Below are 21021 nucleotides of genomic sequence, written 5' to 3'. Positions count from 1 at the left end.
TGCCTGGTTGCCCGGCGGTCGGCCGCCGGGTCGATATTATTAGCCCTGCGCCTGCGGGGCGATCTTGCGCAGCTGCTGCATCAGGGCGATTTCACGGCGTGAGAACGGAATGCCGTTCTCCTCGAACACGTCGTGGAACCAGAGGCGGCAGTAGTCCGTGGGCTCTTTCATCACCACCGGCCACGGCAGCCACGTCTGGGTTTTGCCGCGCACCAGCCCCCACTGGTACGGCGCGACCTTCGCCGCATACATCAGCGGAAGCTGCTCTTCCATCGTGCTGCCCACGTGGCGCGCCAGCCATTCGGTGCAGAACAGCGGTCGACCGAGCTGTTGCAGCTGCTGGATAATCGCCGTCATACGGCCGGTGTGGGTGTAGGCGTGGAAGCTCACCACGTCCGAGAGTACCAGTGCGGTCTGGTCCAGCGGATGCTGGAAGAACGTCTCGCCCTCCTCTTCCGGCGGCAGACGCCACGCGCAGACGGTGAGCGGCTGGGTCGGGTCTTCTTCACGCACCCACTGGAACGCCAGCTTCATCAACTCGTGCGCGCAGGTCTCCAGCTTCGCGTCGTACTGCACCTCCTGCGTGCCCGTCGCGAAAATGCCGCGGTTGCCCGGCTCGTTATAGAGATCCCACAGCAGCACGCGCTTATCGTCGCGGAACTGGCGGACAACGTCGCGGATATAGCGTTCAATGTTTGCCCAGCAGTCGGGATCGCACACCTTGTCGCGCCCCGGGCTCGCCGCCGCCTGGCTGTTGTGCTTGCCCGGTACCGGCGGCTTTTGCGGGCCGAGGTACGGCTCGTCGCCGGAGAAACCGCAGTCGTCCATCAGGGTCAGCATGGTGCTGAAGCCGCGACTGTCGGCAATCGTCAAAAAGCGGTCGATGCGCGCCATCAGCCCGTCGCGGTCGTGCTCCCAGACGATAAACGGCAGGTTGATGCGCAGGGTGTTATAACCCGCCTCCGCCGCCCAGCCCAGCTCGCGCTCGATGGTTGCGGCATCGAAGGTCTCTTCCTGCCAGATATCGGTCCAGTTCACCGCCGTCGACGGCAGATAGTTAAACCCGCACAGCCAGCCTTTTTGCTGATACCACGCCTGTGCCTGCTCCCTGCTCCACTGCTCTTTCATTACGTGTCCTCTTACTGATAATATTTAGCTAATAAATATTAGTTGCGGGATAAATGCGCAAATCACGGCGTTTAGAAAAGCGACGGCCCTCACAAAGTTCACGCTTCGATGAATGAGAAACGTGATCGACGGCGCTAAAGCGTGCGGTTAGGGTATGATGCGAAATCGCGAAAGGGAGAGGACGGATGAAGCGAAAAACGAAAGTGACGATGAACGATATTGCGCGGGCGGCAGGGGTGTCGCAGGCGACGGTATCGCTGGTGCTTAACCAGTCCCGCAACATCAAGCTCAGCGACGACACCCGCCAGCGGGTGATTAACGTGGCCACCGAGCTCGGCTACGACCGCCTCCCCGCCGTTCACGCCCCGCGCAACCAGGAAGAGATCGCCCTGCTGGTGAGCTCCATGCAGAGCTTCGACCCGTTTATCGACGCCATCAGCCAGGCGCGGGAAGCCGCGTGGCGCAACGAGACGCTGCTCACCGTCTACGACTACGGCGACGACATCGAGCTGGCGCTGAACATCATCCGCCAGCTGGAGAAACGCAACTGCATCGGGATTATTCTCGCCTCTCCGGTCACCACGCTGGTGGACATGACGGCGTTCCAGGACTGCACCCGCATCCCGCTGGTGCTGCTTAACCAGCGCGACCCCGGCTCGCCGCTGCTGCCGTCGTTTATCCCGGACGACTACGCCAACGCCTTCCAGGTGACAAAACATCTCATCGCCTGCGGGGCCACGCGCATCGCCCACATCACCGGGGAGAGCTGGATGGAGGCCTCCCGCCAGCGTCTGGCAGGCTACCAGGCGGCGCTGCAGCAGGCCGGACTCGCGTGCGACGACGGCCTGGTGCGCCAGACCAACTGGCAGTTCAGCGAGTCCTTTACCGCCACCACCTCCTTGCTGGAACTGGCCGAGCGCCCTGACGCCATCTTCTGCGCCAGCGACTGGCTGGCGATTGGCTGCTATCAGGCGCTGGCGGTGAACGGCGTGCGCATCCCGCAGGATATGCTGCTGGCGGGTTACGACGACCAGAAGATCTCCGAGCAGCTCACCCCACCGCTGACCAGTATCCAGCTGCCCTACAGCGAGCTGGGACGGCTGGCGGTGGAGTACCTGTGCAATCAGGAAGATGCCGCCACGCACGTGACGCTGGCGGGCAGGCTGAAGGCGCGCGCCTCAAGCCCCGTCTGAGGTAAACACCATGCCCGCATAGGGCTTCTCGCGACACGCCGCCAGCCGCGCGGCGAGGCTGCCCACGTGCAGCTCCAGCTTGTGCCCGTCCGGGTCGAGAAAATAGAACGACGCCCCCTCGCTTTTGTTCTGCTTCCAGACGGTGACGCCCGCCTGCTCGAGCCTTTGCGAGAACGGTTCAAAATCCGCTTCCGCCACGGTAAACGCATAGTGGGTGTAGTCGCTCTCCTGCGGCGGCACGTACTGGCGCGCCTCGTCGTACGACAGGCAGACCCACAGATCGCCGCAGGTGAGATAGGCCCCGGTATTCCAGCGGGCGTGCAGCGCAAGCCCCAGCAGCTCGTGCCAGAAGGTGACGCTTTTTTGCAGGTCGCTGACCGCGAGGGTCAAATGGTTGAGAGATTGCAGCATGACGTGCCCTTTTGTTTTTCGCGCCGGACGTGGTACGGTAAAAGCATGAACATAAACCACGCCGTGCTCACCGTAAACCGCTGGTGGCTGCCTTCTTAAAGGCGGCACGGAGTTGTTTTCCCCATTTTCAGATAGCCGCCGAAAGGCGGCTTTCACTTTTCTAAGACCCCTTTCGGCAACTGCACATTAAGGAGTCTTTATGAACGCACCCACCATCCTCACCGGCGACCGCCCAACCGGCCCGCTGCACCTCGGCCACTTCGTCGGATCGCTGCGCCAGCGCGTGGCGCTCCAGCAAACGCACAGCCAGTTTGTGCTGATTGCCGACCTGCAGGGGCTGACCGACAACGGCAGCAACCCGCAGAAGATCCGCGACAACATCCCCGAAGTGCTGGCCGACTACCTCGCCGCGGGCATCGATCCGAACCTGACCACGATCTGCCTGCAGTCTGCCCTGCCCGCCCTCGCCGAGCTGACGATGCTGTATATGAACATCGTCACCGTCGCCCGCGTGGAGCGTAACCCGACGGTGAAAAACGAGATTGCGCAGAAGGGTTTTGCCCGCTCGCTGCCGGTCGGGTTTATGGCCTATCCCATCAGCCAGGCGGCGGACATCACCGCGTTTAAGGCCGAGTGCGTGCCCGTCGGCGACGACCAGCTGCCGATGATTGAGCAGACCAACGAGATTGTGCACAAGATGAACAGCCTGCTACCCGCTCCGGTGCTGCGCCACTGTAAGGCGATGCTGAGCGACACCAGCCGCCTGCCCGGCATCGACGGCAGCGCCAAGATGTCGAAATCGCTCGGCAACACGCTGCACCTTTCGGCCAGCGAAGAGACTATTCACCGTGCGGTCAGCGCCATGTACACCGACCCGAACCACCTGAAGGTGAGCGACCCGGGGCAGATTGAGGGGAACGTGGTGTTTACGTACCTCGACGCGTTTCATCCGGACAAGGAGAAAGTGGCGGCGATGAAGGCGCATTACCAGGCGGGCGGGCTGGGTGACCGGGCGTGCAAGAACGAACTGGAGGCGTGCCTGCAGGAACTGATTGCGCCAATGCGGGAGCGGAGGGCGATGTATATGCGGGATAAGGGGGAGCTGATGGCGATGCTGAAGCGCGGGACCGAACGGACGCAGGGGGTGACGCAAGGGACGTTGAGGGAGGTGAAGGTTGGGCTGGGGGTGCCAGTGTTTTGATGAGGTGAGTTGACTGAGGTTGGGCGGCGGAGTGTGGGATTGGCATGACGCCGCTTGATTGTTTTAGAAAGCGGCTATGAAATATTTCATCCCTGCTTCAGGTTGCATATCTTTCTGATGATGATCATCAGTAGTACGGTAACGACGACCATCATCCCCCCCAACACCCACAGGAATGATGGGTCTGCTTCACCATCAGCAAACCCCAAACCGGTGCGATTTAAAAAATCATTGCTGGCGTGAGATAAGTAATCGAGCAAGCCTCCCAGAGGAAACAGGACGATAAAGAAGGAAGCAATGAGGCATGCCAGACCAATCAGGATATTATTTTTTAACTTTGCATGAAGCATAATCAGCCCTTCCTGTCACATCAATACGTCCATATGCCATCAACCCTTTACCACCAGGAACACGAATCTTCTTACGTGCAAGCAAAGATTGTCTGACCAGTTGAAAATCAGGGATATTATAGAACGTTATGCATCCCCACGACTCTCCCTCACCATTCGGCCTCAATGGATGAAGTCGAAATGAGCCTCTGTCGACCCCATTCACAAATACGTTATCAGCCATGGTCGAAGCATTAAACAAGCCGAACCATTCAGAATGGTCGGTCCCGTTCTTGAAGTCTTTTACAAACCGCTCAACCCGATTAGCAATACTGCCTTCCGGTGCATCAACGATCCAGTACGTACCCACCGGTAATGCAGCATTCCTGATAAAGGCACACTCAGCAATATTGGTTACGGGTTCTATCCCTGAAAAAACGGGAAATGTCCCAACGCCATAGACGTGTAGTTTCAGCTTTCTTCCATCGGCGGAGACATTATTATAATCCATCCTACAAATCTGCATAGCAATCCTCCCTGTCGCTTTGCGGAGAATGTTACAACTGATTTATTGAGTGCACCAGCAGAGTTAGATAATTCATTTAAAAAAGGAAAAATACGGACATGCGTATTCATGTCCGTATTAATTTACCCTTTTACAGGAATAATGAAGGGAGAATTAAGATATTATTATTCAGCCAGACCATTTCCGCGCTTCACCATAGGTATATCTCCCGTATCATTCAACGCGCCCGGAAACGTTTTTAACCACTGCGCGACTTTCTGCTTATTTATATTCACCACACTCATCCCTTCCAGGCACCCCCATAATTCTCTTGTATGCTGTGGCGTAATCACAATGCAGTCTTTCATAGCACGGATTTTCACGGGCATACCGTTGATAAAGCCTGCACGGGTTAACCAGTCGCCGCCCAGAAGAAGGTATTTCATGTCTATGCGCGCATACAGTTCACAACAGGCGGCACTGTCCTGCGGCGTTTCCGCACGGGGATGGACTGGCGCCGCGTTGGGCTGGTTGCCGTGCAGACGGCGGGCGCTGTTTTTGCGTACCAGCTCGCGGTTTTCAATCATGCCGGTGAAAGCGTCTGATTCTGTTTTGCAAACAGTAAACTCTGGCTTAAAATTCGTCGCAGCCATTTTCAACTCCCTTATAGTTGGTTGTGGTTAGCGGTATGGGGGTGTTGCAGCACCTTCATATCGCGAATTCTCGGTTAAATTCTCTTTGATACTTCCTTTGCCGTTCGGCGTAATTTCTGGTGCTCATTATACAGGGCTGAATATAAATACAGCGGTTTTGGATTGGGGAAATTTGGAATTTGCGAGGGGGATTCAGGAAATACGGTTTTAATTCGAGAAATGACAACGCTTCGGCTGGAAACCTGTTCAACTCACCTCTTCCAGATATCTGTTCGTTTATAAACCTGCGCTAATGCCGTATCGGTTGTCCCGATAACATCCTCTCAGACCTCTCAAAAATTCATCAAACCGATAGATTAACGATTTACATCACCCTGATTTTGTTATGTGATCCTGTTACAGGCTTTAGTAACGCCCTGCCCAGCCAACCGAAACAGGACTTCATCGATGGAATTTTATCAGGCCGATCCGACGCTTGAGAACTACTGGCGTGGTGTGATCCTCTTTGGAAGGAACGTCGCATCTTACAAGTTCGCGCTGGCGTCAGCGTTGTATGAAGTGGATAAGACGGGCAGCGATTTGATTACGCTCGACCAGCTTGCCGTGCCGTTCAGCCGCTATCTTTGCGAGCACCTGAAGCATGCGCCAAAACAGATCACCTCACGCAGCAGTCAATTTCTGGAAACCTGCCTGAAGTTCAACAGAGGTGAAATCACCCACGCTCAGCTCATTGAAGCGACGGTGCGCCTTGGCTTTAACAACGTGATTGATGCCTTTCACTACGTGAACCAGGGCGAGATCGATAAACGTTTTTTCCTTGATGAGCGCAAAACCAACAACGGGATCCGCCTGACGGATAACTTCTTTTTACTTGGCGAACGTCTGCAGTATAAAAACCTCGCCTTTGAAACAAATGCCCGCTGGAACCTGGTGGAACAGGCATGGTCGATGGGGATTTCACGTAACCTTGTGGGCGTGGAGTTCGACGAAGATAATCAGCTGCTCTTTACAAGGGTAAATGCGCGTCGCGTAGACATCACCAGCTGTCGCGACAGCCTGAATGGTTACCAGAAAGGACGGTGTTTTTACTGCTTCAGACCCATCAGTCTGGTACCGGGAGACGCAGAACTGGCGGACGTCGACCACTTTATTCCCTGGGCTGCCCGAAAAGAAGTGAGCAATATTAACGGCGTATGGAACTTAGTGCTGGCCTGTCGGTGCTGTAACCGTGGCGTTGAAGGCAAATCTGCACGCATTCCCGAGCTCAGGCTCCTGCAGCGGTTACACACCCGCAATGAGTATTTTATTCAGAGCAAACTGCCGTTACATGAGACGATTGTTCTACAGACAGGGCAGCGTCCTGAAGCACGGAGAAGCTTTCTTCAGCGTAACTGGCAGGCCGCGCTGGACAAGCTTATCCATACCTGGAAACCCAACGCGGAAGGCGAGGCAACGTTTTAATGACACTTCACTACTATCAGAACCACGCACAGGATTTCTTCGATGGCACGGTCAATGTCGATATGACCCCGCTTTACGAGGCCTTCACCCAACATCTGGCTCACGGCGCACGGGTTCTGGATGCGGGCTGCGGTTCTGGCCGGGACGCAAAAACCTTTCATGAGATGGGTTATCAGGTGGATGCTTTTGATGCCTCTTCCGCGATGGTGGAGCTGGCAAAGCAACATACCGGGTTACCCGTGCAGTTGATGACGTTTTCAGAGATCGCCGGTAAAGCGCAGTACGATGGGATCTGGTGCTGTGCATCATTGCTGCATGTCCCCTCTTCTGAGTTACCTGCCGTGATGCAGAAGCTTGCGGATGCGCTTAAACCTGGCGGCGTCTGGTACGTGTCCTTTAAGTATGGCAACGGTGAGCGGGTGCAGGGTGAAAGACGGTTTACGGATCTGGATGAAGAGGGGCTGCGGGAGTTGGTGAAGGAGGTTCCGGGAATAGAGATAGCATCTCTGTGGGCGACTCAGGATAACCGCCCTGACAGGGATGAGAGATGGTTGAATGGGATATTACGAAAAAACGCCGCTTGAGCATCAGGCGGTGCTAATCGACATGGAGTAAGTGAGTTCAGTAATTCATCACCTTGGTCAGCTCAACGTCACCCGTAGCGGCATTAAAGTACAGATAAAAAATATCCCCTTTTGCCTGATCGGGTTTTGACCAGATTTCCTTATCCCCCAGGCGACGCTTTTCCTTCGTGTATCCCAGCGTTTCGAGATACGCACGCAACGGTGCAGCCCCGGTAGCCCCTTTAAAAAAGATGCTATTTGAAGGGGCATAACCATCGCCGGGATGCGCCTCGAAATAGTAGTCGTCCGTTACACGCGGAGCGTTTTCAATATCCTTGTCAGTCAGCGTATGGTAGTGGAAAAAGTCATTTTCGGTGTAAACCGTCGTTTCATCCGAACCCGATGCCACGAGCCAGACAAACAGCCATCCAAGGATAAAGACGGTGGCAACCGAGAGTGCACACCACTTCAGGACTTTTAAAAGGATTTTCATAGCTTAGCTCCCATGAATGAGAGCGATGTTCCATCATTTGTAATGACCTTCACCACTCCGGATGCGAAATCGTCCCACGGCCGAAGCCACGTCATAAAATGCGGAAGATTGACCGTATACGGCTGGTGCCGCACACACTGATCCTCAGGATCAGGAAAGAGAATCGGGCGAAAGCCATGGTTTTTATGGGAACCGATAGCGCCGTAGTAATCCCAGCGGCGAACGGCTGATTCATAGCTCACGGGTTTAAGACGGTAGCCGTACCGGCCAGGAATGATTGCCCGATAGAACCCGAACAGATCGGAGACCAAATCCTCACCGCTAAAGCCGCTGTCCGTATACCACGAGAATGATCGCAGGCTTTGCAGACCTTCGAATCTGGATGCGGTGTTCATCATCATCGCCAGCATGATTCTGTTAATGTCGTCGGTGCTCCGACCACGCTTAATTTCCCAGTGAGAGAACTTCCCGACGCCGAGCCGCGATTTGAATTTTAAGACGCCCATATCTTGCCGATACATGACGGAATAAGATGGTTTTCCGCTACGCTCTCCCTCAACGAATTGACGTTTGAGCGTTGCCACGTCATTGCCACGGGCATGTCCCATATCAAGCAAGCCAGCCTAACGCCTCGGTATAGACGATCCCTCTGTCGATAACGTCAAAGAGTGCCCCATCCTTTATCTCTCTTCTGGTGCTCATGCTTACATCTCCATATGTAGTCTAATTGGCTATGTTATAGACGATTTATCAGACAGTCCAGATAACAGGTCACGGTAGGGTTTGACGAAAAATAATATGTGTTGGTGAGCAAATAACTGAACGAATCACTCCCCGAACAATTGCGCTAGGTTCATGATCCATTATTAAGCCAGCAAGTACTGCTAACCTATAATTTTGAGTATGCAACCTGAGGAACCAGAGTCCAGTATGATAGCACCCTAGGTGAACTCGAAACAGAGCATATTATATGGAAGTAGTGTGGTGGTCAATTTGAGGATCCAAATGAACTGACGCAGTGTACGAATGAATACAGGGCATTTTATTAGGGAGCAATAAGACTTTAAGTATATATGCGGGTATTGGTCTCTGAGGTTGTTGTTATATTTTTAACCGAGAAGCAAATTGCCATTCTTAAAATCCCAATCAAGAACCATTGCAATGATTATATTACTGGCATACAAAATAAGTCTCTAAATCCGGAAGAATCCTATCGGCGAATTACACCTTCTTTTCAAAGAAGGTATTTAAAAAATCATCAGGAATATTCATGCCTTTATGAACAAAAAGCTCAGTGCCTTTTCTTTTTTTTGCTAAGCTATAATTTAAATGAAATTCGTAGCAAAACTCATCATTATATAACTCTTTGATCTCTGGAGCGTTATCATAAGTAAGCATCCATTTACTTTGCAGAGATTTAATGGTCTTAGCAATTTCAGCATGATCCTCTTTTTCATAGAAATTTGTATACAAACTTGCACCTTTTTCAAAATAAGGAGGATCTATAAAAAAACAGTTTTCATGTACTGTTTTTGTGTCTAATTCACGAAGAAAAGCCATAGCATCCATATTATAAAGATTGATTTTACTCTTAAAAGATGCAATTTTTTTGATCTTCTGAATCAAATCCACTTTATTGAATCTACAGTGAAGCGGGTACTTTTCATTTAATTGTAACAAACCACCGATAACACCAGCCTTTAGAATAATCCCAGAGCGATTAGTTCTGTTCAGAAAGAATGTTGAGAATGCAAGTTGCAAATTATCATATTTATGACGATTGCTTTGAATTTCTTTTTGTATATGCCATTCATCAATTGTAATTGGTGTTTTATTAATTAATTTAATCAATTCATCAGTATTATTTAACATAGCATCCCATAATGACCAGATCGATTTATCAAGGTCATTAAGGTGTATTTCTTTGACATCCTCAGAAAACAGTAAAGCCAGAGCTAATCCTCCTCCTCCAGCGTAAGGTTCATAGTACCGGCAAGGTTCAGTAAAAGTCCCTTTGATTATTGATGAAACCATAGGGTAAGTAGATGACTTACCCCCTGGATAACGCAACGGTGAATATGTTTTTCCCATATCTTTCTACATGTATTAAATTATAGCTATACTTATAAACATAATACACTATACTCGACCGATATGAAAGTTATTCTTTAGCCTTGTTAAGGTTTGATTCACAACACATAGAAATTAAAGGAGTAATGATCAATCTTAGCTGTTTGAGCATTTCGCGATCAGGAAGAGTGTATTCACCATGTGCATATCTATTAAGTGAATCTAGTGAATTCCAGCTTGCACTGTCTTTAGAAATAAATCGTGTCAAGTCGGATAAATATGCTTTATCTGAAAACCAAACTTCCCTTTTTACTAATGCATTGATATTCTCAGACAAGTTTTTGATTCTGCCATTTCCATTCATGCATTGTTCTTTTTTGCCATGAATATCGAAAATCCGGATAACAGCTATTTCAATTATTGACCTTAATAACAATGCAGCTGCGTTTTTATAAGTATCCAAAAGCATTCCTTGGGCCTCCTGGATAAGAACATCCAATTTATCGCTTCCAGTGTGGTAATTAATGTTTCTAGTTATAAGAAACTCTTTTCTGCTAGTTCTTTTTGTACCATTTTGCTGGCCTTCATCATCTTGACTAGGATTGTTATTCCCTTTACCAGGATTAAAGTCCACCTTATCGTTTAATTCACCATCATCGATCTTATTCATGCTCGCTAGAAGATAAGAATCCAACTCTTTAGCTGTATTTAATATACGAGAGTTAATCTTTTGACCTACGATATCCGTAACAATTTGGCGTAGCAAAGTATTAAAGAAACTCTTAGAACAAGTAGTAGTTAAGGTTCCATTAATAATTTCAAACCCAGTTCTATCCTTGAAAATTTTTCTGTTCACTAATCGTGAAATAGTGGACATTTGGAATTTTGCTTTTAGAGCTTTATCTTCTATATCTGTAGGTAAATCTAGCTCGGTAAAATATCTTTCAAGGATATACTCTTGTACAGAGTCTTGAATTTCAGAAACTTTAACATTGAATCGCTCAGCAATATCCTCAAGTGATTCACCATCTTCTATACCAACACCCGCAATGAATCTATTTTTTTGCTGCCTACTCCATTGCAATTTGCCTTCGGCATGTAATTCATAAAGCACGTTTTCTACAGCTCGACGAGAAGGCGCTACATAAACTTCTACTTTTTCTATAAGCTCACTACCTAGGCTATTCTTAAGACGTTCTAATTTTCTCTTTTTACTGGCAGAAGGGGCCATACTAGGATCAAGTAAACATTTCAGAGCGGAAACACGCCTATTACCTTCAACAACAATATAAGCATCACCCTCTTTAACTACATAAATAGGATCATGTGCTATAAATCCTTTATCTACAATTTTTGCAGCTAAGCGCTCTATCTTTTCATTATTAAATAAATAGTTAAAAATATCTTTCTGATTCCTGGTAAATACATAACTAGGAATTCTTGGGTTCATTTTATCTAATTTTAAGTTAGCAACAGATAAACTTAGCCGTTGCCATGAACTATAATCAATTCGTTCCATGTATCAATCACTTATGCTATTTAAGGTAGCACAAACACCTACCACAGAATAAATAAAAAATCAACAAAAAAAGTCTTTCACTTTGAACATTATCAAAAAAACCTACTATTTTTGGTATAAAAACTGACGGAAGCTATTTAAACTTCCCTCCGTAATTGAGTGGAATAAAACAATCATAAATTGGATGAATCATTCCTTTATAACAACCAATGTTCAGGAATATCAAGATCATAGATACTACTGATATTTTTCAGCATAGTTATAATTTTAGAGTATTCTCCTGAATCAATTAAAAACCCTTTTTTATTTTCATCTAAAATTACTTCTAACTCTGAAAGCCCAAACATTCCCAGCTTATAAAAATTACCCCAAGAAGGCACCCCAAACAAATTATATATAACTTCTGTTCCATCTCTCTCACTTGCAAGTCTCTTTTCACCAGTTATTAGTACTAATGCTTTTTCAGCCTCATCTTTACATTCATAACTATTAAGTAATTTCATTTATAACTCTCATAAATAAATATATAGCCACAATAAATAAGATAATAATCAAGTTAAAGACGCTAGCGAAAAAGGGCTTTCGCTTGCATAAATTTTAACAAACTGGGTTTTTATAACAAAAAAAGCCGCCTTTAGGCAGCTTTTTATGTCTAACATCACAATCGTTTTGGTGCGAAGGCCGGACTCAAATCACAACTTAAACAACTGAAATGCAATAACATTCACAACAATCATAAGAAATATGCCCCCTTTTGTGCCCCCAACGATTTTTTTGAGCATATCAAACTTAGCTATCTGATATTGCTACCAAATTAAAGATTAACGCCCTATTCGGTTAGGATCCGAAATCCGGATCCTAACCGGGACTCAATGCCCACAAAAAAAGTTTTTTTGCATTTTACTGTTCACACTGTTCACCTCAGTTATTTCTCATTTTATATCATGAAGTTAAGTGGTGATGAGTTGGTGAAGGGTGAACAGTCGACTCTTCACCTTTGTTCGTTTTGCTCGTTCTGGCTGCGCCCGGTCAGGCGATACACGGGGGGGGTAAAAAGTTTTTTTGGGTTTTACTGTTCACACTGTTCACCTTTGCTTTTTTATCAATAATTTCATATTGATACAGGGTGAATATACGGTGAAGGGTGAACAGTGGAGTGTTCACCTTATGGCTATTGCCGGAAAGAAAAAGACCGGCTGTTGCCGGTCTGGAGTTGGTTATGTCGCTGCGGGGTCATCGCATTTCGGCAGCCAGTCGCCGTAGCTTTCCTCTTTCAGTGACAGGTTGGTCTGTATCCCCTGCTTCGTGTGCCGCTTCTCATAATTCAGGCCGTACTCTTTCAGCATCATGGGCAGCCCCAGCCCGAACATTTTCAGGCTGAGCACGTTTCTGTACCCGTTGGCCTCCATATAGGCCAGATACGCGTGATAAAGATATTTACGGTAATTGCGCGGGACGATGCTGGCATTACCCATAAACATCCCGTTGGTCTGCGGCAGCATTTCCAGATAGCCGCAAAAATCAAACGTCGGGTCAGCATCGCGCTTGATGCTGAGCGCCTCGTCGGAATTCTGCTGCGACTGGAGCAGTGCGCGCGCGGCCATCGGGTCGCTGAATTTCTGCATAAGCTGGCGCACGATAACAGCCAGCTCGCGCGCAATTTTATCCCTGAGCTGCGGGTCGCGTTCCTCCGGGGCAATCTGCTCCGGGAAATGAATAATCACCCGGCGACGCGACACACCGCCACTGCGGTCGGTGAAGCGCATCGGATTATTGTTCACGGCCAGAATCACCGCCGGGATATGCGTTGAATACGGGTTCTGGTATTTCGGGTCAACCGAGACCGCATCACCGCCGGTGATGGCCTTCAGCCCTGCACCGTCACCGCTCCATTTTTCCTGGTCAGGCAGACGGATAAGCGAGAAACCAATCAGGGAGGCACGCTTGCGCGGGTCTTCCAGCGTGTCGATGTCGGCCGACGTGGCGTTATCCTCCCCGGCGAGCAGGGTCGCGATTTCGGTCAGAATACTTTTCCCGCTCCCGCCGGGACCGGTGACTTCGAGAAAGAGCTGCCAGTCGTAGCGGTTTGCCAGCACCATAAACAGCGCGGCCAGAATCACGTCGCGTTTTTCTGGTCTGCTACCGGCAGCACGGTCGAGCCAGCGCCAGAAGTTCGGTGCGTGAGTCTCCAGCATTTCCCCCTCAACAGGCGGAGTAAAATCCACGTCGCACAGCGTGCGCAGCCAGTACGATTTGCTGTGTGGGCTGAACAGGCCGCTCCGGGTATCGAGTACCCCGTTGCGAAAACCAATCAGACGGCGTGCCGGTGCGGCCTGCTGAGGAATAATCAGCTTCAGCGTCTCCACCACTGAGGTGATTCTCCCCGACGAGAACGGAGCGCGCAGGCGCTGGAAAAGCCCGGCTACGTCGCGTTCGAAACTGGACGGCTGAACGACTTTCCATATCCCTGCTTCATAACGGGACAGGAGCTGGCCGTTCGCATCCACCGCCAGCGCTTCACCGTAATGCTCATGCACCCGCAGAGCCTTGTCGCTGGCGCTCATGGCCGTAAATTCCGCCTCGCTCATGGTATCGAACGGACTTTGTACCGGTGGCCGGATGGCATCATAAATCGCTTTTCGCGTGGCCTCCCCGCCATTCTGCATAAACGCATCATTCCAGTCACCGAACACCGGAGGCAGGGCGACAATGCCCTCACAGGCTTCTGCGGCCGCGGTGGCTTTTGTCTGGCCATCGCCATTAAGGTCTCGGTCAGCAGCGAGGACAATCTGACAGGTCGGGTGTTTCTGACGGGCAAGGCTCGCCAGAGAAAGGAGGTTCACGGACGACAGTGCCACCATGACGGTTTCGCCGGTCAGGTGATGCACGGTGAGCGCGGTTGCATAGCCCTCCGCTATCCACAGGCGTTTTCCGGCCTGTTTTTTTCCTTCGATGGTGTGACACGCTCCTTTTACCGCCCCGCCTTTCAGGGTGCGTTTGAGCCCCTCAGAATTGATAAGCTGAAGGTTAACCAGTGCGCCGGTATCGTCATACAGCGGGACAACCACATCACCGGCGCGGAACGTCAAGCCGCCGGTTTTATGCATGACCGACAGTACCGGACATTCCCGGTCAGGGAAGCCCTTGCGGGTCAGATAGGCGTTGCCACTGGCCGTGCGGGTTTTCTCCATCAGTCTGACGGCCAGCGCGGCGGCCGCTTTACGGTCAGCTTCGGTTTCAGCCTCTGCGGCCGCAATCACTTCCGGGGCAACCGGCGGCAGGTTGCCGGTCACGGCATTCACCTTTTGGGCTGCCTCTGACGGTTTTACACCGAAAACCTTCTCAACCAGCTTAAGCCCGTCACCCGCACCGCACTGGTTACAGAACCATGTGCCGCGCCCCTCTTTATCATCAAAGCGGAAGCGGTCAGAGCCGCCGCACACCGGACAGGCCTGATGCCGGTTTTTAATGACCTTCACCCCCAGCGCCGGGAGAATGCGCGGCCAGTGGCCGCACGCCTGTTTTACGGTTTCCGTTACATTCATTTTCATCGTTATTTTCTCCCTCAGTGCATAACAGGCGATGTGATATGACGGGCACAGAGTTCATCCATCACCGCAAGCCCGAGAAAGGACAGCGACGGGGTGGCCTTGAGCGGTCCGGCTTCCATTAAATCTTCCAGCAGCGCACAGGCAATCTGGCGGCCTTTTTCCTCGCCGTGCTGACGCAGGTAAAAGCCCTCCAGCTCGGCGGCAATGGCGCTTTCCAGCGCGTCGAGGGTGAGGTGTTCGTAGCGGTGCTGACGCTCGCATACCGTCAGCCATGCACAGGCCACGGCGCGGCGATAGAGCGCGGCGCGTAATACGGGTGAAAGAGGCTTTTTCATACGTTGTCCTCCCCGGTCAGCCAGCGCTTTTTGCAGCGCTCGACCACGCCGTCGAGCTGGGCGGTCATGAGGTAAATCACGGAGGTGAGCTGCAACTGCTGCGCCGGGTCGCGACAAACGGAGGTTGAGTCCTGCACCTTCATCAGCTCGTCAACGAGCTGGCCGAGATTACGCATATGCTCAAGGCACTCGATATCATGAGGGGTGATAAGGGTCTGTTTCATGGTCGCACCTCCGCAACCGGCAGGCGGCCAGCGAACGACAGAACGTAGTCGCGAACGAGGGACAGGCGTGCGGCGTGTTCATCACCGGCAACGGTGCGGAGCATACAGATACGGGGTTTACGGTCTGCGCGACGAACGGCGGCAAACACAAAGACAAACTGCGAATGTGACGGGGTGAGGGTCGTAGCCATGATGGCAGCCTCCATTGAGTAGCGGTTAACACCACCACCGGAGTTCTCACGCTCGGGTGGTAGCCCAGACGGGGGTGAGAAACCGGCCTCAATGGGTACCGGCCAGCCCGAAGGCTGCCCCGCCTGAGCCACCATTACGCAGATACAGCAACGGCTCAAGAACCGATGCGTAAACAACAGGTGCACATAGGCATAGACACAAAAAAAGACGCATGGCGCGTCCGGTGTCGCCACTGAGTAACTCGGGTTCTCACGCCCGGCTGCCGATTTTGCGACAGCGGGAAAACTATACCTGGAAACAGCGACAGGAAGCAAGCCAGAAAAAGGGGCTGTTTGCTGAACGGTCATCATCATGCGTCATAGCCCCGGTTACGCTCGGCAATGCGATCTGCCATCCATGCCGTGATTTCAGACTGCGCCCACGCCACGTTTTTTCCGCCGAGAGAGATTTGTTTCGGGAAAGCCTCCCGGCTGATGAGGTCGTAAATGGTCGACCGGGACAGACCGCAAAGATGCATCACTTCGGGCAGGCGGATAAAGCGTTCCTGAACGGCATCAGAGACCGGCATCATCGGGGCGGCAGGGGCAGAAGACGGGGAAGAAAAAGCGGTGTGCATCGGGCTACCTCATAAAGTCCATACTGTGCCGGTCGTGTCCGTCCGGCCTCGGGTAGCTCTCTATTTTGTGAATATTTATCCTCAGGGCAACAAGTCTTTTACGGACAATTTTGCATCCAGACCGTTGATTTATCGAATGTGGCAAACCCATGGCAACTGCTGGCAATCAGTGGCAATTGATGGAAAACCCATGATTACTTTTACTGATTAATACCTCCTGCATTGACCGGAATAAAATATAAAAGCCCCAAGATAAGCCAGAACGGCAGGTGAACAGTGGTGAACAGACGGTGAACAGTCAGACCTGCAACTGTTCACCCTTTAACTTACTGTATTATTTATACTTTTATTTATGGTGAACAGTGGTGAACAGTTATCAGTAAAAAAACAAACGATGAGTAAGGTTTTGCTGAGACCTTTCTCTGGCAAGCCGGGTTTTGAGTGCTGTTTGTGCCAGAACTGCCACAACTGCAATGAATCGAGATGTTGTGTGATGAAGGGCAGAATCATTTCAGGTTGAACACACGGAGAGCCTGAACATGAAACCCGAAACAGTCATTACCGCCCTGCAGAATGCAGCCGCTCAACAGTCAGCAGAGAGCAGCCAGCGCATCACCGACAAGCTGAGCGCATTCACTGCGGCCAGAGACACCCACGCGGCCAGCATGCAGGAACTGAAAGAGATTGATACATCCATTGAACGCTGTAAGCAGGAGCGGCAGACCGCCCTCAGTGAGAGTGCAGAGGCGGAGCAGGACTGGCGCAGTCGCTTCCGCACCCTGCGCGGCAATCTCACCCCTGAAATGAAAGCTGAGCACAGCAAGCGTATCGCCAGTCGCGAGCTGGCCGACGAGTTCACCGGCCTGATTGCGGAGCTGGAAACTGACCGGACACGCGCCATGCTGAATGCCTGCTCGACCGCCAGTAAATACCTGTCAGCGCATGATGATGCCTTTACCACTTATGCCGGTGCGGAATGGGCTCAGGCGGTCAACACGCTCCCCGCCGTGCTCATTCGTGCTTTCCTGCTGCGCATTCGCGCCCTCGAAATGCAGGGTGACAGTGCACCCCAGTCCGTGGCCACCGGCGAGCTGCGCGATGCGCTGAGCCGTCAGGGCAGCCTGTATCACTTCGATATGAAGCAGGAGCCGGTATTGTCCGTGACGGGCATGCACCGGCCGCAGATTAGCGGTGTGGATATGGAGCTGTTACGCAGCCCGGCGAAGAGAATGATGCTCGCCAGAAAACTGGCTGATAATGGCGAGACAAAAGCGGAGGTATAAGCATGTTTCACTGCCCGTTCTGCAAAACCAGTGCGCACGCCCGCACCAGTCGCTATCTGTCTGAGAACGTCAAACAGCGCTATCACCAGTGCGTGAACGTCGAGTGCTCGGCGACCTTCCGTACGCTTGAATCCGTTGACGGGATTATCCGTTCACCGGTTACTGAGCCGGTTATCCCTGTACCCGCACCGGCGGCCACCGTTAACCGTGCCGGTGCGTGAGCACGGCCAGACATCAGGAGAGACATACGTGACCACACTGACGCTACAGAAAGCCTTTGAGGCCTGTCAGGCAAATAAATCCGCCTGGCTGCAACGCCGGGATGAACTGAAGCAGGCCGAACAGGCGTACCGCGAACAGCTTGCCGGTGACGGCCACAGCGGCCGGAGCCTGCAAACCCTGCGCGAAATTATCGACGTGAAAAAGTGGGAAATAAATCAGGCTGCCGGGCGTTATATCCGCTCGCATGAGGAGGTGCAGCGAATCAGCATCCGTAACCGGCTGAATGATTTTATGCAGGCGCACGGCGCGGAGCTGGCCGCCGCCCTTGCCCCGGAGCTGATGAATTATTCCGGGCAGCATTCCGCCATTCAGCGCTGCGCCATGCAGCACTCACTCGACTATCTGCGTGAGGCGCTGCAGGTCTGGCTGGCCGCCGGTGAAAAAATTAATTATTCGGCGCAGGATAATGACATTTTAACGGCCATCGGATTCAGGCCTGACGCGGCTTCGCGCGATGATAATCGTGAAAAATTCACACCCGCACAGAACCTGAATTACACCCGCCGACGCGCAGAGCTGGCCGCGCAGTAGTCCTTTCAAAAATTCCCGAAAATCCCGCCTTTTTCCCGTAAAAAAGCCATGCATGCATAAGGTGCATGGTTTTGCATGCGTTTTACCGACACTGGATCCCCCGCCAGCGCCAGCACTGGCGCGCCCTGAGGCCGGTCATGCACCTGCATTAAAAGCGCCCCCTTAAGCGGGCAGGCGTGGCGGGGAGAGCATTGCGCGCTAGCAACGTATTATAATTTTTCTTTCAGCACGCTGAAACGACAGCAATCAATATAGGAGATGATTAAGCGGGTGTGTTATCCGGGATATCTGTTGCTTCTCTGATAATTCTTGTAAAAAATGCCGCGAGACGACGGCATTTCTGGCATGGGGGAAAAGTCATTGTGTACATCAGTCAGAAACCTAAGGTTTTGCTAGTTGACTATATTGAATAATATCACCATCCGTTATGCTAGAAGCAGAAACAAGCAGGTAATGTTTCTCATCAACAATTTTGACCTCATCATCCTGAACAACCAACTCAAACATTGCGATTTTATTATTTGCCATAAACTGAGCAGAAACAGCCTTACAAATTAATTGAGGAAATTTTTCAGCACAACACAGAATATCCTGTTTCGTCTGAACAACGGCGTGTTTATCATTCCCGCCTTTAGCTTGAACAGGGATAACATACTGCCTACCATATTTATCTACCGCAACATATATCTCGTCTATTTCAATTTGACCAACACCTTTGACAGTAGTCCTTAGGTGGTTTTGTAACGAAGATGCCGTAATACCAAGAAATGTGTCAATTAGCCTGTTATAGCGGACTTTTGCCAACAACGCTTGCTCATCACTTAAAGCATAACGCTCTATAATCTCAGGTGTTGCATCAGGTATTTTTATCGTAACAAGATCATCTCTTGGTACGACTCTGTTCATTCTAACTTGATGGAATTTATAACCAGCCCTTTTAACACCACTTATTATCCATTCGTAGCCTGGCTCAGCTGTATTTGAGATTTTCTCAGGAAGATCAATCCTATACCTTACCGAATAGATAACATCGCCAACGTTTTTGGGGATATCAATCCCCAATTCAGCAGCCATGGCCGCGATTTCTGTTCTATTGAACTCAAACTCACGCATCCCAACTTGATAATGCGAGAAAAATATTCTCTCAATAATAGCGAGATAATTATTACTCTTGCTCATAGACTACTTCCTTTTTTTCTTTCCGAGTTCTTTGAGCGATGGTATCTGCTGGAACTTCAAAGAACTTAGCAGCAGTTTTCATATCAACCGTTAATAACCACTCATCGCCAAGCTTGAGAACCTTCTTTGGCTTTTTTGGAGTTATATTCAATTTATCTATAATCACTGAAGCAACCGCCCGAGCCAAGTATGGGGGGACACTATTACCTAATTGCCTAAAACCATGCCATTTAGTGCTATGAAATCTAAACCAATCCGGATATGAGTGTAAACGGGCAGCCTCACGTACTGTGATAACTCGTGGTAATGTTGGATGAATTGGACGAGGCGAGGTAAATGCACCACGAGCGCTATCAGTCCCTGCTCGTAAAGTGTTACAGAGGCCATTCAAATCAAGCTTTCTAAACCTACTAACCGGCTCTGTTTCACCATTTGGCGTTGACATAAACCTATCTTGAGATAACTGTGTATGTTCTGTTCTTAAGCTTGACGTTAATAAGCTATAATCAAAATCACGATCATAGCCATAATCACTTTTATCTTGCTCAAGCCCACGAAGTATCCGAGCATATTTCGATTTTGTTGTCCAAGAAGTTTGAACAAAGTCTTGCTTTTTAAGCTCTGAAAATGTATCAGCATCAGGAAGATCTGATATTGCGTCCCCAACTGTAACAGAATGCTCTAATGGTTGTGGATAAGAAGGCAACTCTTGTCCGCGCTTAGCCGCAATTAAAAATAGTCGTTCTCTACTCTGAGGAACTCCAAATTTAGAAGCGTTCAAAACTTTATAGGGCGTTAGAACGTTATAACCGGCGTCATTCAGCGATTCGATAATTTCACTAAGAAATTTTGCATGTTTTCCGATGGTTAACCCTTTAACGTTTTCAAAAACGCAATATTTTGGAGACAACTCCTTTACCAATCTCACAAAATGTGAAACGAGTTGGTTTCTAGGATCATCTAAAGCCCTTTTACCAATTAATGAAAAACCTTGGCAAGGCGCACCACCGAATACAACATCTATTTCCTTTCCATCTAAACCAGCTAATTTTCTAATATCGTCGCCCGATAAGTTTTCAACGCTGGCGCAAATGGTTGTACAGAGGGGGAAATTATATTTATGCGTAGCACAATGGATCGGATCTATTTCTACAGAAGCTGCGATATCAAAGCCTGCCTTTTCGAAGCCCAAGGACATTCCACCCGCACCAGAAAAAAGATCAATACCTATTGGCCTAACCATAAAAACCTCAATAAATTCAATATATTTGATAAAAAATCAATACTCAGTTCAACTACTGT

The 21021-nt window shown here is 50.2% G+C and carries 23 protein-coding genes and 1 pseudogene; 7 read left to right on the top strand and 17 right to left on the bottom strand.

Annotated elements, in window-relative coordinates; all coding sequences use genetic code 11:
- Positions 1–39 precede the first annotated feature (39 nt).
- Positions 40–1128, bottom strand: a complete 1089-nt coding sequence (locus AC2FAK_RS01020) for a cellulase family glycosylhydrolase (RefSeq protein WP_095455097.1) — start codon at positions 1126–1128, stop codon at positions 40–42.
- Between the two features lie 185 nt (positions 1129–1313).
- On the opposite strand from AC2FAK_RS01020, the gene AC2FAK_RS01015 reads away from it, so the two are divergent.
- A complete protein-coding gene (locus AC2FAK_RS01015) occupies positions 1314–2321 on the top strand; it encodes a LacI family DNA-binding transcriptional regulator (protein ID WP_095455098.1) in 1008 nt (335 codons plus the stop codon).
- Here AC2FAK_RS01015 and fosA read toward each other — a convergent pair.
- Positions 2307–2732 carry a FosA/FosA2 family fosfomycin resistance glutathione transferase gene (fosA, locus tag AC2FAK_RS01010; RefSeq protein ID WP_095455099.1) on the bottom strand — a complete coding sequence of 142 codons (426 nt, stop codon included), beginning with the start codon at positions 2730–2732 and terminating at the stop codon, positions 2307–2309. The two genes, AC2FAK_RS01015 and fosA, sit on opposite strands and share 15 nt — an antisense overlap.
- 199 nt (positions 2733–2931) lie before the next feature.
- Between fosA and trpS the strand changes: the two genes are divergently transcribed.
- Complete coding sequence (trpS, locus tag AC2FAK_RS01005; protein ID WP_095455100.1) at positions 2932–3933, top strand: tryptophan--tRNA ligase; 1002 nt, start codon at positions 2932–2934, stop codon at positions 3931–3933.
- 86 nt (positions 3934–4019) lie between these two features.
- Here trpS and AC2FAK_RS01000 read toward each other — a convergent pair whose 3' ends face one another.
- The 3 genes from AC2FAK_RS01000 to AC2FAK_RS00990 form a co-directional block, all read right to left on the bottom strand.
- The gene (locus tag AC2FAK_RS01000) at positions 4020–4283 is read right to left on the bottom strand and encodes a hypothetical protein (RefSeq protein ID WP_045141658.1); all 264 of its coding nucleotides are present in this window, start codon (positions 4281–4283) and stop codon (positions 4020–4022) included.
- On the bottom strand, positions 4258–4788 hold the full coding sequence (locus AC2FAK_RS00995) for a DUF2778 domain-containing protein (protein WP_095455101.1): 531 nt from the start codon (positions 4786–4788) through the stop codon (positions 4258–4260). The genes AC2FAK_RS01000 and AC2FAK_RS00995 overlap by 26 nt, the downstream gene beginning before the upstream one ends.
- Positions 4789–4952: 164 nt before the next feature.
- Positions 4953–5420 carry a SymE family type I addiction module toxin gene (locus AC2FAK_RS00990; protein WP_095455102.1) on the bottom strand — a complete coding sequence of 156 codons (468 nt, stop codon included), beginning with the start codon at positions 5418–5420 and terminating at the stop codon, positions 4953–4955.
- A gap of 447 nt (positions 5421–5867) precedes the next feature.
- Here AC2FAK_RS00990 and AC2FAK_RS00985 point away from each other — a divergent pair, with 447 nt between their 5' ends.
- Positions 5868–6881 (top strand): HNH endonuclease family protein, encoded by a 1014-nt coding sequence (locus AC2FAK_RS00985; RefSeq protein ID WP_095455103.1) that lies wholly within the window; start codon positions 5868–5870, stop codon positions 6879–6881.
- A complete protein-coding gene (locus AC2FAK_RS00980; RefSeq protein WP_095455104.1) occupies positions 6881–7465 on the top strand; it encodes a class I SAM-dependent methyltransferase in 585 nt (194 codons plus the stop codon). The genes AC2FAK_RS00985 and AC2FAK_RS00980 overlap by 1 nt, the downstream gene beginning before the upstream one ends.
- 37 nt (positions 7466–7502) lie before the next feature.
- Here AC2FAK_RS00980 and AC2FAK_RS00975 read toward each other — a convergent pair whose 3' ends face one another.
- The 10 genes and pseudogenes from AC2FAK_RS00975 to AC2FAK_RS00930 form a co-directional block, all read right to left on the bottom strand.
- Positions 7503–7937, bottom strand: a complete 435-nt coding sequence (locus AC2FAK_RS00975; protein WP_095455105.1) for a hypothetical protein — start codon at positions 7935–7937, stop codon at positions 7503–7505.
- Positions 7934–8639 (bottom strand): annotated as a pseudogene (locus tag AC2FAK_RS00970) (hypothetical protein). The gene AC2FAK_RS00975 and the pseudogene AC2FAK_RS00970 overlap by 4 nt, the downstream one beginning before the upstream one ends.
- Before the next feature lie 519 nt (positions 8640–9158).
- A complete protein-coding gene (locus AC2FAK_RS00965) occupies positions 9159–10028 on the bottom strand; it encodes a DNA adenine methylase (protein WP_311379595.1) in 870 nt (289 codons plus the stop codon).
- A gap of 70 nt (positions 10029–10098) precedes the next feature.
- Positions 10099–11526, bottom strand: coding sequence for a ParB N-terminal domain-containing protein (locus AC2FAK_RS00960; RefSeq protein ID WP_141236770.1), 1428 nt, complete (start codon positions 11524–11526; stop codon positions 10099–10101).
- A 197-nt stretch (positions 11527–11723) separates the two neighbouring features.
- Positions 11724–12029, bottom strand: coding sequence for a hypothetical protein (locus tag AC2FAK_RS00955; RefSeq protein WP_095455107.1), 306 nt, complete (start codon positions 12027–12029; stop codon positions 11724–11726).
- 714 nt (positions 12030–12743) lie between these two features.
- Positions 12744–15077: a primase-helicase zinc-binding domain-containing protein gene (locus AC2FAK_RS00950; RefSeq protein WP_095455108.1), complete on the bottom strand. Its 2334-nt coding sequence runs from the start codon at positions 15075–15077 to the stop codon at positions 12744–12746.
- 14 nt (positions 15078–15091) lie between these two features.
- Positions 15092–15412 (bottom strand): DUF5375 domain-containing protein, encoded by a 321-nt coding sequence (locus AC2FAK_RS00945; protein ID WP_058681597.1) that lies wholly within the window; start codon positions 15410–15412, stop codon positions 15092–15094.
- Positions 15409–15636 carry a hypothetical protein gene (locus AC2FAK_RS00940; protein ID WP_032983269.1) on the bottom strand — a complete coding sequence of 76 codons (228 nt, stop codon included), beginning with the start codon at positions 15634–15636 and terminating at the stop codon, positions 15409–15411. The genes AC2FAK_RS00945 and AC2FAK_RS00940 overlap by 4 nt, the downstream gene beginning before the upstream one ends.
- Complete coding sequence (locus AC2FAK_RS00935; RefSeq protein ID WP_032983268.1) at positions 15633–16181, bottom strand: host cell division inhibitor Icd-like protein; 549 nt, start codon at positions 16179–16181, stop codon at positions 15633–15635. Before AC2FAK_RS00935 ends, AC2FAK_RS00940 begins: the two co-directional genes overlap by 4 nt.
- Positions 16178–16444, bottom strand: a complete 267-nt coding sequence (locus AC2FAK_RS00930) for a helix-turn-helix transcriptional regulator (protein WP_032983267.1) — start codon at positions 16442–16444, stop codon at positions 16178–16180. The genes AC2FAK_RS00935 and AC2FAK_RS00930 overlap by 4 nt, the downstream gene beginning before the upstream one ends.
- A gap of 539 nt (positions 16445–16983) precedes the next feature.
- Here AC2FAK_RS00930 and AC2FAK_RS00925 point away from each other — a divergent pair.
- Genes AC2FAK_RS00925 through AC2FAK_RS00915 form a run of 3 tightly spaced genes read left to right on the top strand, consistent with a single transcriptional unit; the run spans position 16984 to position 18540 of the window.
- Entirely contained in the window at positions 16984–17727 is a 744-nt protein-coding gene (locus tag AC2FAK_RS00925) for a capsid protein (protein WP_095455109.1), read from the top strand.
- Between the two features lie 2 nt (positions 17728–17729).
- Positions 17730–17948 (top strand): ogr/Delta-like zinc finger family protein, encoded by a 219-nt coding sequence (locus AC2FAK_RS00920; protein ID WP_014830132.1) that lies wholly within the window; start codon positions 17730–17732, stop codon positions 17946–17948.
- A gap of 28 nt (positions 17949–17976) precedes the next feature.
- Positions 17977–18540: a phage polarity suppression protein gene (locus tag AC2FAK_RS00915; protein WP_095455110.1), complete on the top strand. Its 564-nt coding sequence runs from the start codon at positions 17977–17979 to the stop codon at positions 18538–18540.
- 381 nt (positions 18541–18921) lie between these two features.
- Here AC2FAK_RS00915 and AC2FAK_RS00910 read toward each other — a convergent pair whose 3' ends face one another.
- Together AC2FAK_RS00910 and AC2FAK_RS00905 are read right to left on the bottom strand one after the other, a co-directional pair.
- Positions 18922–19719 (bottom strand): endonuclease, encoded by a 798-nt coding sequence (locus AC2FAK_RS00910; RefSeq protein ID WP_095455111.1) that lies wholly within the window; start codon positions 19717–19719, stop codon positions 18922–18924.
- Positions 19706–20962, bottom strand: a complete 1257-nt coding sequence (locus AC2FAK_RS00905; RefSeq protein ID WP_095455112.1) for a DNA cytosine methyltransferase — start codon at positions 20960–20962, stop codon at positions 19706–19708. The genes AC2FAK_RS00910 and AC2FAK_RS00905 overlap by 14 nt, the downstream gene beginning before the upstream one ends.
- Positions 20963–21021: the final 59 nt, after the last annotated feature.

This window comes from Enterobacter cloacae complex sp. 394F7, from assembly GCF_057320385.1.
The sequence above is the reverse complement of the archived record's forward strand: the minus strand, read 5'-3'. Positions and strand labels throughout refer to the sequence as shown.